Source organism: Knoellia sp. p5-6-4, from assembly GCF_029222705.1.
Taxonomy (GTDB): Bacteria; Actinomycetota; Actinomycetes; order Actinomycetales; family Dermatophilaceae; genus Pedococcus_A.
Genome location: NZ_JARGZF010000001.1, coordinates 2119318 through 2132684 on the forward strand (window position 1 = coordinate 2119318; position 13367 = coordinate 2132684).

General features: G+C 71.8%; 11 protein-coding genes. 2 read left to right on the forward strand and 9 right to left on the reverse strand.

What is annotated here, in order from left to right; genetic code table 11:
• Positions 1-5: 5 nt before the first annotated feature.
• Both P2F65_RS10270 and P2F65_RS10275 read right to left on the reverse strand, forming a co-directional pair.
• Positions 6-2147: an acetate--CoA ligase family protein gene (locus tag P2F65_RS10270; protein ID WP_275806494.1), complete on the reverse strand. Its 2142-nt coding sequence runs from the start codon at positions 2145-2147 to the stop codon at positions 6-8.
• Positions 2137-4497: a bifunctional salicylyl-CoA 5-hydroxylase/oxidoreductase gene (locus P2F65_RS10275; RefSeq protein WP_275806496.1), complete on the reverse strand. Its 2361-nt coding sequence runs from the start codon at positions 4495-4497 to the stop codon at positions 2137-2139. Before P2F65_RS10275 ends, P2F65_RS10270 begins: the two co-directional genes overlap by 11 nt.
• A 76-nt stretch (positions 4498-4573) precedes the next feature.
• Between P2F65_RS10275 and P2F65_RS10280 the strand changes: the two genes are divergently transcribed.
• Positions 4574-5377 (forward strand): SDR family NAD(P)-dependent oxidoreductase, encoded by an 804-nt coding sequence (locus P2F65_RS10280; protein WP_275806498.1) that lies wholly within the window; start codon positions 4574-4576, stop codon positions 5375-5377.
• Here the strand turns inward: P2F65_RS10280 and P2F65_RS10285 are convergent.
• Both P2F65_RS10285 and P2F65_RS10290 read right to left on the reverse strand, forming a co-directional pair.
• Positions 5364-5789 (reverse strand): thioesterase family protein, encoded by a 426-nt coding sequence (locus P2F65_RS10285; protein ID WP_275806500.1) that lies wholly within the window; start codon positions 5787-5789, stop codon positions 5364-5366. The genes P2F65_RS10280 and P2F65_RS10285 overlap by 14 nt on opposite strands.
• Positions 5786-7447: an AMP-binding protein gene (locus P2F65_RS10290; RefSeq protein WP_275806502.1), complete on the reverse strand. Its 1662-nt coding sequence runs from the start codon at positions 7445-7447 to the stop codon at positions 5786-5788. Before P2F65_RS10290 ends, P2F65_RS10285 begins: the two co-directional genes overlap by 4 nt.
• A gap of 147 nt (positions 7448-7594) precedes the next feature.
• Here P2F65_RS10290 and P2F65_RS10295 point away from each other — a divergent pair, with 147 nt between their 5' ends.
• A complete protein-coding gene (locus P2F65_RS10295) occupies positions 7595-8449 on the forward strand; it encodes a PaaX family transcriptional regulator C-terminal domain-containing protein (protein WP_275806504.1) in 855 nt (284 codons plus the stop codon).
• A 233-nt stretch (positions 8450-8682) separates the two neighbouring features.
• Here the strand turns inward: P2F65_RS10295 and P2F65_RS10300 are convergent, their stop codons facing one another.
• The 5 genes from P2F65_RS10300 to P2F65_RS10320 all read right to left on the reverse strand — a co-directional run bounded on the left by P2F65_RS10300 (position 8683) and on the right by P2F65_RS10320 (position 13241).
• Positions 8683-9387, reverse strand: coding sequence for an ABC transporter ATP-binding protein (locus P2F65_RS10300; protein ID WP_275806507.1), 705 nt, complete (start codon positions 9385-9387; stop codon positions 8683-8685).
• Positions 9384-10166 carry an ABC transporter ATP-binding protein gene (locus P2F65_RS10305; protein ID WP_275806509.1) on the reverse strand — a complete coding sequence of 261 codons (783 nt, stop codon included), beginning with the start codon at positions 10164-10166 and terminating at the stop codon, positions 9384-9386. The genes P2F65_RS10300 and P2F65_RS10305 overlap by 4 nt, the downstream gene beginning before the upstream one ends.
• A complete protein-coding gene (locus P2F65_RS10310) occupies positions 10163-11116 on the reverse strand; it encodes a branched-chain amino acid ABC transporter permease (RefSeq protein WP_275806511.1) in 954 nt (317 codons plus the stop codon). Before P2F65_RS10310 ends, P2F65_RS10305 begins: the two co-directional genes overlap by 4 nt.
• Positions 11113-11991, reverse strand: coding sequence for a branched-chain amino acid ABC transporter permease (locus tag P2F65_RS10315; protein WP_275806513.1), 879 nt, complete (start codon positions 11989-11991; stop codon positions 11113-11115). Before P2F65_RS10315 ends, P2F65_RS10310 begins: the two co-directional genes overlap by 4 nt.
• Before the next feature lie 68 nt (positions 11992-12059).
• On the reverse strand, positions 12060-13241 hold the full coding sequence (locus P2F65_RS10320; protein WP_275806515.1) for an ABC transporter substrate-binding protein: 1182 nt from the start codon (positions 13239-13241) through the stop codon (positions 12060-12062).
• Between the last annotated feature and the right edge of the window lie 126 nt (positions 13242-13367).

Genomic DNA, 13367 nt, shown 5'->3' on the forward strand with positions numbered 1-13367 from the left:
GTCTGTCAGGCCTCCTGGCGTGCGGTCGGGCCGCTTGGGGCGATGTAGGCGGCGTCGAGCACGCGCACGCCGCGACCGGCTGCGAGCACCGTCACGGGGTTGAGGTCGAGCTCGACGCCGGCGGGCCATGCTGCGACCAGGTCGCTGACCCGCAGCACGGCCTCGACCAGGGCCTCACGGTCGGCCGGAGCGGCGCCGCGCACCCCTGAGAGCAGGGCACCGAGCCGGGTCTCGTCGACCATCGCCTCGACGTCGTCCCTGTCGACCGGCAGCACGCGCAGTGCCACGTCGTGGAGCACCTCGGTGAGCACGCCGCCCACGCCCACGGCCAGCACCGGACCCAGCGGTGAGGGCGAGACACCCACGAGGGCCTCGACGCCGCCGGGCACGAGCTCCTCGACGAGCACCTCTCCGCCGAGCGCCGCCACCTTCTCCCAGGCCGCGCCCGCGTCCTGCGCGGTCACGCCGACGATGACGCCTCCGGCGTCGCTCTTGTGCAGCAGGCCGGGCACGACGGCCTTGAGCACCGCGTGGCCGCCGACCTCTGCGACGGCTTCGCGGGCATCCTCCGCCGAGGTGGCTACCCGGCCGCCCGGCACGGGGATGCCTGCGGCTGCCAGCAGCTCCTTCATCTCCTGCTCGCTGGCACCGGCGCTCGGCACGGCCTCGGCGGCAGACCCGGCAGACCCGGCAGACCCGCCGGACAGGCGAGCTGGTGCAGGCGCGGCCGGGCGCTCGGCCGAGAACTGGACCAGGGCCGCCGCCGCGCGGACTGCCCGGGCGGGCGTGGGGTAGCAGGGGATCCCGGCCGCGCGCATCTGCGCGCCGGCGTCCGGGGCCAGGTGGTCGGCGCCCGTGCGGACCGCGACCACCGGTATGCCGGACCGCTCGGCCACGCGCGCCAGGCTCGTCACGACGTCGTCGACGTCCTTGCCGGTCAGGACGCAGAAGCACGCGACGATGAGGTCGACGCCCGGGTCGTCGGCGATGACGTCGAGGGTGCGGTCGAAGAGGCTGGCGTTGCTCATCACCGAGGCGGTGACGTCGACCGGGTTGGCGGTGGAGCCGAACGCCGGGACGATCTCGTCGAGCACGCGCCGTGTCTGCGGTGACAGCTCAGCCATCTGCAGACCATGGGCCTCGATGGCGTCGGCGGCGAGGATGCCGGAGCCGCCGGACGTCGTGACCACCGCGACGCGTCGACCCTTGGGGCGCTGCCGGGCCGTCATGGCGTCACCCACGTCGAGCAGCTCGTCGACGTCGTCCACACGCACGATGCCGAGCTGTCGCAGGGCGGCGTCGACGACCCGGTCACCGGCCGCGAGGGCACCGGTGTGCGAGGCGGCCGCGCGGGCGCCCGCGTCGGAACGCCCCGCCTTGAGCACCGCGACAGGGGTGCCGGTGGCCGCGACGGCCCGCAGGCCCTCGAAGTCCGCGACCGTCTCGAGGTAGGCGAGCAGGCCCCGGCAGCCCGGCTCGACGGTCAGGGCCCGCATGACCTCGACCGCCGAGACGTCGGCTTCGTTGCCCGTGTTGACGACCCAGCCGAGGCCGAGCCCTCGCTCGAAGGCCAGCGAGACGGCGCCGTAGCCGAGGGCACCGCTCTGGCTCACGAAGCCGATGTCGCCGGGCACGAGCTCGGTGTGCTCCCCGGAGAACAGCGGCGAGAAGGAGGTGACCTGACCCGTGGCGACCCCCACGCTGCCGATGCAGTTGGGCCCCACCAGGCGCACCCCGCCGTCGCGCGCTGCGCGCACCACCTCGTCCTGCAGGGCCGCTCCCTGCTCGCCGGTCTCGGCGAAGCCGCTCGTGCAGATCACCGCGACCGGAACACCGGCGGCCGCGCAGTCCTGCACGGCCGCGAGCACCCGCGACGCGGCCACCATGACCATGGCGAGGTCGACCGGGCCCTGCTCCTCGACGCACTCGCGCAGCGAGGCGTACGACCGCAGCCCGGCCACAGGAGTGCCGTCCGGGCGCACCGGGAGGATGCGACCGGCATACCCATAGCGCTGGAGGAACTCGACCGGCAGCCGGCCCAGGGAGCCGGTCTTGTCGCTGGCGCCGATGACGGCGACGCTGCGGGCGGACCACAGGGCGGCGAGGGGGTCACGGCCCGTGGCGGGGGCGCCGAGCTCAGGCGTCATGCGGGCGCCACCTGGCGTGCCGGGTGCCGGTCGCGCCCTCGCGGACCAGCTGCAGGCGCGGCTTGGGACCGTCGGTGCGGCCGGCCTGCGGCTTGCGGCGGCCGGCGCGCCAGGGCATCGGCCACTGTGCGCCCGGGCCGTCGTAGTCCTGCTCGACCGCGGCGTGGAGGGTCCAGCTCGGGTCGTAGAGGTGGGCGCGGCCCACGGCACACAGGTCGGCCCTGCCCGCCAGCACGATCGAGTTGACGTCGTCCCACGACGAGATGATGCCGACCGCGATCGTGGGGATGCCGACCCGGTTGCGGATCGCGTCGGCGAAGGGGGTCTGGTACGACCGGCCGAACGCGGGCGCCTCGTCGGGCGTGACCTGGCCGGTGGAGACGTCGATGGCCGCGGCGCCGGCGTCCTTGAACGCCTGAGCGATCTGCACGGCGTCGTCGACCTCGATGCCGCCCTCGACCCAGTCGGTGGCGGAGATACGGGCCGTCATGGGTCGCTCGGCCGGCCAGGCCGCGCGCATCGCCCGGAAGACCTCGAGCGGGTAGCGGAGCCGGTTCTCGAGGCTGCCGCCGTACTCGTCGTCGCGCTGGTTGGTCAGCGGCGAGATGAACGACGACAGCAGGTAGCCGTGGGCGCAGTGCAGCTCGAGGAGGTCGAAGCCGGCGTCGGCCCCCCGACGCGCGGCGTCGACGAACTGCGCCTTGACCTCGGCCATGTCGGCGTGGGTCATCTCCCGGGGCACCTGGTTGACGCCCGGCTGGTAGGCCAGCGGCGAGCAGGAGATGACCTCCCAGTTGCCCTCCTCAAGGGGCTGGTCCATGCCCTCCCACATGAGCTTGGTCGATCCCTTGCGGCCCGAGTGGCCGAGCTGCAGGCCGAGCTTGGCGGGGGTGTCGCGGTGCACGAAGTCGACGATGCGCGCCCAGGCCTGCTCCTGCGCGTCGTCCCAGATGCCCGTGCAGCCCGGGGTGATCCGTCCCTGCTCCGAGACGCAGACCATCTCGGTCATGACCAGGCCCGCGCCGCCGAGCGCCTTGCCGCCGAGGTGGGCGAAGTGGAAGTCCGTGGGCATGCCGTCGCCCTTCGCGACGTACATGTCCATGGGGGAGACGACGACCCGGTTGGCGATCTCGAGGTCGCCGAGCCGGAACGGCTGGAACATCGGGGGCGCGCCGGGCCGGCCGCCCTCGACCTGCCCGGCGAACCAGTCGTCGATGCCGGCGACGAACTCGGGGTCGCGCACCTTGAGGTTGTCGTGGGTGACCCGGCGGCTGCGCGTCATGATGTTGAACGCGAACTGGGCCGGCTCCTGGTGGGTGTACTGCCCGAGGTTCTCGAACCACTCGAGGCTGGCCTGGGCGGCGCGCTGGGTGGACTGGACCACCGGCTTGCGCTCCGCCTCGTAGGCGGTGAGCGCCTCGTCGAGGGTGTCGTGCTCGTGCAGGCACGCGGCGAGCGCGAGGGCGTCCTCCATCGCGAGCTTGGTGCCCGACCCGATGGAGAAGTGCGCGGTGTGGGCGGCGTCGCCGAGGATGACGACGTTGTCGTGCCGCCAGCTCTCGTTGCGGATCGTGGTGAAGGAGATCCAGCGCGAGTTGTTGGCCATCACGTCGTGGCCGTCGAGGATGTCGGCGCAGAGGTCCTTGACCTTCTCGATCGACTTCTCGTCGGAGTCGCCGGGGCGCCACTCGCGGTCGGCGAAGGCGTCGAACCCCGCTGCGCGCCAGACGTCCTCGTGCATCTCGAGGATGAACGTCGAGCCCTGGTCGTCGAAGGGGTAGCCGTGCACCTGCATGACGCCGTGCGGGGTGTCGAGGATGTGGAACGTGAAGGCGTCGAACACCTTCGAGGTGCCGAGCCACATGTACTTGCACTTCCGCACGTCGAGCGTGGGGCGGAAGGTCTCCTCGTAGCGACGTCGGACCGCCGAGTTCAGGCCGTCGGAGGCGAGCACCAGGTCGTGGGTGCGCGCGAGCTCCTCGACGTCGGGCGCCTCGGTGAGGAAGTGCATCGTCACCCCGAGGTCGCGGCAGCGCTCCTGGAGGATCTCGAGCAGCCGCTTGCGGCTCATCGCGGCGAACCCGTGCCCGCCGCTGGTGAAGACCTCGCCGCGGTAGTGGACGTCGATGTCGTCCCAGCGGGCGAACTCGCGCTGCATCGCGGCGTAGACCGCCGGGTCGGCGTGCTCGATGCCGCCGAGGGTCTCGTCGGAGAACACCACGCCGAAGCCGAACGTGTCGTCGGGCGCGTTGCGCTCCCAGACGGTGATCTCGTGGTGCGGGCCGAGCTGCTTGGCGAGGGCGGAGAAGTACAGGCCCCCCGGGCCGCCGCCGATCACAGCGATCTTCACAGGCACTCCTGTTGTCCAGTGGTCGACCGCCAGAGTATGTTGCGCTGGAAACGATCGTCAACAGAACGGTATGAAGATGAGCCAGCGCCAGGACCGTTTCGCCGACCGTTTTGCTGGGAGGGTCGCCGTCGTCACGGGCGGCTCCGGCGGCATCGGCCGGGCGGTCTGCGAGGGCTTCGCCGCGCAGGGGGCCGCGGTGGCCGTGGTCGACCTCGACCAGGCCGCCTGCGACGCGACCGCCGCCGCCCTGTCGACCGGCACCTCCGGAGCCGGGGGCGCCGGCGCCAAGGGGTATGCCGTGGACGTGCGCGACCAGCGCGCCGTCGCCGACGTCATGGCGCAGGTCCGCGACGACCTCGGTGGTCTCGACGTGCTGGTGACCCTGGCCGGCGGGTCGCTGGGCACGCCCAGGGCGGTGGAGGACATCGCCCCCGAGGACGTCGACCTGGTCGTCGACGTCAACGTCAAGGGCACCTTCTACTGCGCCCAGGCAGCCGTCGCTCAGATGGGCGGGGGCGGCGCGGTCGTCACCGTCTCCTCGATCGGTGGCCGCCAGCCCTCGCCGGTGACGGGGGTGCCGTATGCCGCGTCGAAGGCCGCCGTGCTCGGCCTCACCCGCCGGCTGGCCCGCGAGGTCGGCCCGCGCGGGATCCGGGTCAACGCCGTGGCACCCGGACTGTTCCTCACCGGCAGGCTGCAGAAGATGTACGACGAGATGCCCGCCGCAGAGCGCGACGAGGTGCTCAGCGCCATTCCCCTCAGCCGGTTCCCCGAGCTGCGCGAGATCGTCGACCCCACGCTCTTCCTGGCCTCCGACGAGGCGTCCTACATCACCGGCGTCGTGCTCGACGTCAACGGCGGGCGGTTCATGCCCCTCTGACGGCGGCTGGCGCCTCGCCGCGCAGGATGGCAGCCACGTCGTCCGGCCACGGCTGGGCGCCCTCGCCGGCCGGGTCGGACCGCACGCACACGAGGCGTCCGCGGGCAGCGGGCGTCTCGCCGCGGCATACCTCGAAGTCGTAGGTGAGCGAGGTGCGCCCGACCTCCGCGATGCGCAGCTCCACCACCACCTGGTCGCGGAACCACAGGCGCTCGAGGTAGTCGACCTCGTAGTGCACGCGCGGCACGTGGCCGAACAGCTCGGGCAGGCCGAGGGCGAGGTGCAGCTCGGACTCGGCGGCCTCGACCCAGCGGATGACACTGGAGTGGTGGTAGTGGCCGGCGGCGTCGGTGTCCGGCCACTCCACCGTCCGCTCGACGCGGATCGACGGCTGGGTCGCGGGCGGCGTCACAGTGCCGGCTCGCCGGCCTTCTGGTGCTCGAGCTGGCGCAGCTTGAACCGCTGCAGCTTGCCCGAGGAGGTGCGAGGCAGGGTGTCGACGAACTCGATGACGCGCGGGTACTTGTAGGGCGCGATCACCGACTTCACGTGGTCCTGCAGCTCCTTGGCGCGGGCGGCCCGCGAGGCCTCGTCGGGGAGCGTCTCCAGCCCTCCTGCAGGCACCACGAAGGCCTTGACGACGTGGCCGCGCGCCTCGTCGGGGGAGGCGACCACCGCGCACTCCATGACGTCGTCGCGCGACATCAGCGCCTCCTCGACCTCGGGCGCCGAGATGTTGTAGCCGGAGGAGATGATCATGTCGTCGCTGCGGGCCTGGTACCAGAAGTAGCCGTCCTCGTCGCGGACGAAGGTGTCGCCGGTGACGTTCCAGCCGTCCTGGACGTAGACGAGCTGGCGGTCGTCGGCGAGGTAGCGGCAGCCCGTCGGGCCCTGCACTGCCAGGCGACCGGGCTCGCCGTCGGGCGCCTCGTTGCCGTCGAGGTCGACGACCTTCGCGACGTAGCCGGGCACCGGCTTGCCGGTGGCGCCGGGGCGGATCTCGTCGTCTGCGGCGGAGATGAAGATGTGCAGCATCTCGGTGGAGCCGATGCCGTCGATGAGTCTGACGCCCGTGGCCTCGCGGAATGCCTCCCAGGTGGCGCGGGGGAGGTGCTCGCCGGCCGAGACGGCGCGGCGCAGGGAGGCCAGCCGGCTCGCGTTGCCGCTGGCGATCATGGCCTTGTATGCCGTGGGGGCGGTGAAGCAGACCGTCACCCCGTGCTGCTCGATCAGCTCGGCGAGCTGGTCGGGGGTGGCACGCTCGACCAGCAGGGTGGCAGCGCCGACCCGCATCGGGAAGACGACCAGCCCGCCGAGGCCGAAGGTGAACGCGATCGGTGGGGTTCCGGTGAAGACGTCGTCGGCCTCAGGGCGGAGCACGTAGTGGGAGAAGGTGTCGGCGTTGGCGAGCACGTCGCGGTGGAAGTGCATGGTCGCCTTGGGGCGGCCGGTGGTGCCCGAGGTGAACGCCAGCATGGAGACGTCGTCGGCAGCGGTGTCGACGTTGGTGAAGTCGCTCGGCTTGTCCGAGGCGAGGGCGTCGAGCTCGCCGCCGTCACCGGTGGCGCCGTAGGTCACGGTGCGCAGGTCGGGGGTGTGGGCTGCCTCGAGGTCATCGGTGAAGCGGCTGTCGCAGAGGGCGAGCTGGAACTGCCCGATCGAGCCGATGGTGGAGAGCTCACCGGCTCGCAGCATCGGCATGGTGGGGACGACCACCCCGCCGGCCTTGAGCACCCCGAACCAGCTGGCGACCAGGCCCGGGTTGTTGGGGCCGCGCAGCAGCACGCGGTTGCCCGGCACCAGGCCGAGGTCCTCGACGAGGACGTGGGCGATGCGGTTGGCCCGCTCGAGCAGGTCGCCGTAGGTCCAGCGCGTCCCGTCCGGGGCGAGGAGGCAGGGGCGGTCGGGGCCGAGCCGCTCGACCATGGCGTCGAGCAGCTCGACGGCGCAGTTGAGGCGCTCGGGGTACTGCACCTCCGGCACGTCGAAGCGCAGCACCGGCCACTGCTCCTGCGGCGGCAGGTTGTCGCGGCAGAACGTGTCGACGTGGGCGGACGGGCTGAGTCGCATCCAGGGCCTCTCACTGTCGAGCGCGCGACGTCCTTGTCGGCGCTTCCTCCGGTGCACAAGTATGTTCTAGGAGTGACGACAGTCAAGAGTGCTGCATAAATCGCCGGCGGGCCTCCCTGCCTCCGTGCGGGCGGGTAGTGTCCTGCCGTGCCCGACTCCGACCTCGCCGAGGACCTCACCACGGCGCCCGCCGAGACGCGTCCACGGGCGCTCATCGTGACGATCTACGGCCTGTATGCGCGCGAGATGGGCGGCTGGCTGAGCATCAGCGCACTCATCCGGCTGCTCGACCGCCTCGGTGTCGACGAGCCGGCGGTGCGCTCGTCGATCTCGCGGCTCAAGCGCCGCGGCATCCTCGAGGCCGAGCGGGTCGACGGCAGGGCGGGTTACGCGCTGTCGTCACGGGCGCGCGAGATCCTCGACGAGGGGGACCGGCGCATCTTCGACCGCGCCCGCGCCAGCCTGCGTGACGGCTGGGTGCTGGCGGTGTTCAGCGTGCCGGAGTCGGAGCGGCAGAAGCGCCACATGCTGCGCTCGCGGCTGACCTGGCTGGGCTTCGGCACCGTCGGCCCCGGCGTGTGGGTGGCCCCCGGGCACCTCGAGGCCGAGACGCGTGACGTGCTGGAGCGACAGGGGCTGGCCGACTACGTCGACCTGTTCCGCGCCGACTACCTCGGGTTCGGCGGTGTGGAGGACGAGGTGGCCAAGTGGTGGGACCTCGAGAGCCTCGACGCGCTCTACCGGGAGTTCCTCGACGTGTTCGAGCCGGTGCTGGCCGGGTGGAGGGCGAGGCGCAACCGCGACGACGAGGGCGAGGCGTTCGCCGACTACGTGCGGGTGCTCACCGCCTGGCGGCGGCTGCCCTACCTCGACCCGGGCCTGGCGCCCGAGCTGCTGCCGCGCCAGTGGTCGGGCGCGACGGCCGCCGACCTGTTCTTCGCGCTGCAGCGCCGTCTCGAGACGCCCGCGCACCGCTTCGTCGAGGCCGTCCGCACGTCCTGACCTTCCCGGTTCGGGGTATTGCCGCGCGCTACAGCGCTCGCGATGACCCAGAACGGCGGGAGCGCGACCGCGTTCTGGCGCAGGAGGTCGTCGGTCACGGTGCGAGGTGTGCCGGTCGGCACCACTTCCCGGGGAACCCTGCGGATCACCGGTGCAGGTCATCGCCCTCGACCGGACCCGGGCCGCTGCCGTGAGGGATCGACACCTGGACCGGGTCCCGGTGAGGGGTCGGGCTAGACGCCGAGGAGGCTGCGCGCCCGAGCCGGGTCGGACCGGAAGTCCTCGAGGGTCGTGTCGAGCCGCACCGAGCCCTTCTCGAGCACGACGACCCGGTCGGCCACGGAGAAGGCAAGCCGCAGGTCCTGCTCGACCAGCACCACCGACATGCCGGTCCGGCAGAGCTCGTGCACGACCTCACCCACCTGGTGCACGACCGCCGGTGCGAGACCGTCGGAGGGCTCGTCGAGGAGCATCAGTCGCGGGTTGATGAGCAGGGCCCGGGCGATGGCCAGCATCTGCTGCTCGCCACCCGAGAGCTGGTCGCCGCGGTTGCCGAGGCGCTCCCCGAGCCGGGGGAGCAGGTCGAGGACCCGCGCGCGGTCCCAGTCGCCCTTCCGGCCCGCCTTCTCGGCCACCGCCAGGTGCTCGGCCACGGTGAGCGGCGCGAAGACCCGGCGGCCCTGCGGCACGAACCCCACGCCGAGCCGGGCGATCGCGTCGGGACGCTTGGCTGCCATCTCGTGCCCGTCGATGACCACCGACCCGCGGGACGCGCGCACCAGCCCCATCACCGTGTTGACCAGGGTCGACTTGCCCACGCCGTTGCGGCCGAGCAGTGCGACCACCTGGCCGTGGGCGACGTCGAGGTCGACACCGGCGAGCACCCGGCTGCCGTCGTAGCCGGACTCGAGGCCGCGGACCTGCAGCATGGCGGTCATCGTGCCTCCTGGGGGAACAGGTCGCTGGTGTCCTCGGCGCCGAGGTAGGCCCGCTGGACCTCCTCGCTCGCCCTCACCTCGGCAGGCGATCCGGTGAGGAGGTGCTGCCCGAGGTGCATGACGGTGACGGTCTCGGCGAGGCCGAAGACGAGGTCGAGGTCGTGCTCGACGAGCATCACGGTGATGTCGCGCGGCAGGTCGAGCACCATCTGCTTGAACCGCGCGGTCTCCGCCGCCGACATGCCTGCGGCGGGTTCGTCGAGCAGCAGCACCGACGGCTCTGCCCCGAGCGCCACGGCCACCTCCAGCTGGCGGCGCTCGCCGTGCGACAGCGAACCGGCCGGGGCGCTGCTGCGGTCGTCGAGCCCGATGGAGGAGAGCAGCTCGTGCGACCGGTCGAGCACGGCCGATCGTCGTCGCAGCGGCCGCAGCATCGACCTGTGCGCGCCCTGCTGCCGCTGCACCGCCATCGCGACGTTCTCGAGGGCGGTGCACGTGAGGAAGAGGGAGGAGTGCTGGAAGGTGCGCACCAGGCCGGCCATGGCTCGCCGGTGCTCCGACATCGACGTGACGTCCTCGCCGTGAAGCACCACGTGACCCCCGGTGGCGGGCAGGGTGCCGGCGATGAGCGCGAAGAGCGTCGACTTGCCCGCGCCGTTGGGCCCGATCACGGCGTGGCGGGTGCCGCTCTGCACCGCCAGGCTCACGCCCTCGACGGCTCGCAGGCTGCCGTAGTGCTTCGTGATCCCGTCGAGCTCGAGGGCCGCCGCGGTGCTCATGCCGCCACCTCCTGCTCCCGCGCCGGTCGCTTGAACTGCCGCACCCCGCCGGAGATGCCGCGCGGCAGCAGGTAGACCGCGACGACGAAGAGCGCGCCGAGCAGCAGCGGTCCGTGGCCGTCGAGGTTGCCGCCGATGTAGTCGCGCGCGATGATCACGACCGCCGCGCCGAGGCAGGCGCCCCACATGGAGCCGACCCCGCCGACGATCACGGCCAGCAGCGCCAGCGCGGCCACCTCGAAGCCGAGGTCGCCCGGCGCGACGAAGCGCTGCGCGGAGGCCCACAGCGATCCGGCTGCGCCGGCGACGCCGCCCGCGATGACGTAGGCCGTCAGGGCGTGACCGGTCGAGTGGTAGCCGACCGCCTTGAGTCGCGCCTCGTTGTCGCGCAGGCCCCGCAGCGTGAGCCCGAACGGGGAGCGCAGCAGCAGCGCGATCGCGCCGTAGAGCAGCAGGAACACCGCGAGCACGTAGTAGAAGACCAGGCCCTCGTTCACCGTCGGAGCCAGGCCCGGCGCCGCGACCAGGGGAGGTATGCCGGACAGGCCGTCGGTGCCGTGCGTCACCGAGTCGAGCCGGCCGGCGGCGCTGTAGGCGATCTCACCGATCGCGAGCGTGATCATGAGGAACGGCACGCCCCGGGCGCGCACGGCAACGGGGCCGGTCAGCAGCGCTGCGGCCGCACCCGCCAGCACGGCCACGACGACCTGGACCGGCCCGAGGTCGGTGAGGTGGATCGCCGTCAACGCACCGGCATACGCGCCCACGCCGAAGTAGGCCGACTGGCCCAGGGTCGGCAGGCCGGTCACCCCCGTCAGGAGGTTGACGCTCATGGCCAGCACCGCGAAGACGAGGATCTTCGACACGGTCGCCACGGCATACGGCCCCATCACCCACGGCACGGTGAGGAGCGCGAGCACCACCGCGACGTAACCGATCCGCGCCCTCATGACCGGCCCACCAGGGAGGCAAGCCCCTGCGGGCGCCAGGCGAGCACGACGAGCATGGCGCCGAAGAGCAGGAACGGCGCGTAGGTCGGGAGCAGTGCGACGCCGAGGGTCTGCACCTGCCCGATGACCAGCGCCCCGAGCAGCGCGCCCTTCACCGAGCCGAGTCCGCCGATGACGATCACGACCAGGGACAGGACGAGCACGTTCTCGTCGACCCCTGGACCCGGTGCCAGGATCGGTGCGCCCAAGGTGCCTCCGAGGGCGGCGAGTGCGGCCCCGAAGGCGAAGACGCCGAAGAGCACGAGCCGGGTGTCGATGCCCATCGTCCGCACCATGTCGCGGTCGGCGACCGTGGCCCGCACCAGCGCGCCGAGCGAGGACCGCTCGAAGGCGAGGTAGACCGCCGTGGCCAGCAGCCCGGCGACGGCGATGAAGACGAGCCGGTAGACGGGGTAGCGGTGGCCGAGGATCGTGGCCGAGCCGGCGAGGGCGTCCGGCGGCTGGGTGGGGACGACCTCGGCGCCGAAGATCATCACCATCACCTCGGCGGCGATGAGCGAGACGCCGAGGGTGAGCGCCGCCTGGTCGAGGTGCCCACGGGTCGACAGCGGCGCCGTCATTGCCGCGAGCAGCGCGCCGCCGAGCACCCCCGCCGTGACGCCGACGGCGATGGCGAGCGCGAAGCCCATCCAGCTGCCGTCGGAGAGCGCGTAGGCCGCGAACGCCCCCACGAGGTAGAGCGACCCGTGCGCGAGGTTGAGGACGTCCATCATCCCGAAGACGAGGGAGAGGCCCACGGCGAGCGTGAACAGCAGCAAGCCGTAGGCCACTCCGTCGACCATGCTGACGAGGTTGGTGTCGAACCAGTCGAGCACAGGTCCAGCCCTTGTCTGTTGGTGCGGATGTCTGGTGGTGCGGTTGTCTGTTGCTCGGGGGACCGGCCTCAGCCGAGCTCGCCGAGCTCCTCGATGACGACGTTGGCGAGCTTGCCGTCCTGCTCCTTGACCTCGCGCAGGTACCACATCTGCTTCGGGGTGCCGTTGTCGTTGAACGACCAGGTGCCGCGCGGGCTCTCGATGTCACCGAGCTGGCCGATCGCGTCGTTGATCGACTTCGAGTCGGTCTTGCCGGCCTTCTCGATGGCCATGTCGATGACGCGGGCGGCGTCGTAGGAGGCCATCGCGTAGGTCGTCGGCTGCTTGCCGGTGGCGGCGACGTAGGCCTCGACGAACTTCTTGTTGACCTCGTTGTCGAGGTCGGCCGAGTAGTTCATCGCCGTCTTCGTGCCGAGGGCGGCCTTGCCCTGGGCGGTCAGGACGCCGCCCTCGGTGAGGAAGCCGGCCGAGTAGTGGGTGACCTTGCCGGCGAGGCCGAACTGGTCGTACTGCTTCACGAAGTCCACGGCCGCGCCACCGGCGTAGAAGGTGAAGACGGACTTCGCGCCGGACTTCTGGAGGTTGGCCAGGAACGGCTGGAAGTTCTTGGTGCCGGGGAACGGCGTGTAGACCTCGTCGGCGACCTTGCCGCCGGCGGGCTCGAAGGTCTCCTTGAAGCCACCGGTCTCGTCCTTGCCGGCCTGGTAGTCGGCGGCGAGCAGGTAGACCGGGCCCTTCTCCTGCTTGGCGACATAGGCGCCGAGCGCCTTGCCGGGCTCGTCGTTGACGTAGGAGGTGCGCCAGACGAACTTCTTGCCGGTCAGGGTGGTCGGCGACGCGTTGGAGCCGACGAGCGGGATCTGGGAGGTCTCGAAGAGGTCGACGATGCCGTTCATGGTCGCCGAGCTGACGACGCCGGTGACGACCGTGGCCTTGTCCTGCTTGACGAGCTTGTCGGCGGCGGCCTTGCCGCTGTCGGCGGTCTCGCCCTCGTCGGCCGTGACGACCTGCACCTCCTTGCCGCCGAGCTTGTTGCCCTTCTCCTTGACGTAGACCTCGAAGCCGGCCTTCATGTCGTCGCCGAGCGACTTGTAGACGCCGGACTGCGGCACCAGCAGGCCGATCTTCACCGGGCCGGCGGACTCCTCCGACGACGAGGTTCCGAGCGTCCCGCCACCGCAGGCGGCAACACCGAGCGTGGAGCCGAGCGCGAGTGCGAGCGTGAGTCGAGTGGTGCGTCGCGGCGTCATGGCCATCCCTCCCTTGGGCGCGGCCGTCGGCCGCTCAGTGGCCCCAGACCATATGGCGTCTTTGTGTCGTTCGTCTAGAGAACGACACAACGAAATGCGAACAGTCCGTGGTGCCGTGCGGGAGGG

What these genes read in the sequence shown, in the direction of transcription:
- P2F65_RS10270 (WP_275806494.1), bottom strand. Translation starts at nt 2,147, where the DNA reads ATGACGCCTGAGCTCGGCGCCCCCGCCACGGGCCGTGACCCCCTCGCC.
- P2F65_RS10305 (WP_275806509.1), bottom strand. Translation starts at nt 10,166, where the DNA reads ATGAGCACCGCGGCGGCCCTCGAGCTCGACGGGATCACGAAGCACTAC.
- P2F65_RS10290 (WP_275806502.1), bottom strand. Translation starts at nt 7,447, where the DNA reads ATGCGACTCAGCCCGTCCGCCCACGTCGACACGTTCTGCCGCGACAAC.
- P2F65_RS10300 (WP_275806507.1), bottom strand. Translation starts at nt 9,387, where the DNA reads ATGACCGCCATGCTGCAGGTCCGCGGCCTCGAGTCCGGCTACGACGGC.
- P2F65_RS10320 (WP_275806515.1), bottom strand. Translation starts at nt 13,241, where the DNA reads ATGACGCCGCGACGCACCACTCGACTCACGCTCGCACTCGCGCTCGGC.
- P2F65_RS10310 (WP_275806511.1), bottom strand. Translation starts at nt 11,116, where the DNA reads ATGAGGGCGCGGATCGGTTACGTCGCGGTGGTGCTCGCGCTCCTCACC.
- P2F65_RS10280 (WP_275806498.1), top strand. Translation starts at nt 4,574, where the DNA reads ATGAGCCAGCGCCAGGACCGTTTCGCCGACCGTTTTGCTGGGAGGGTC.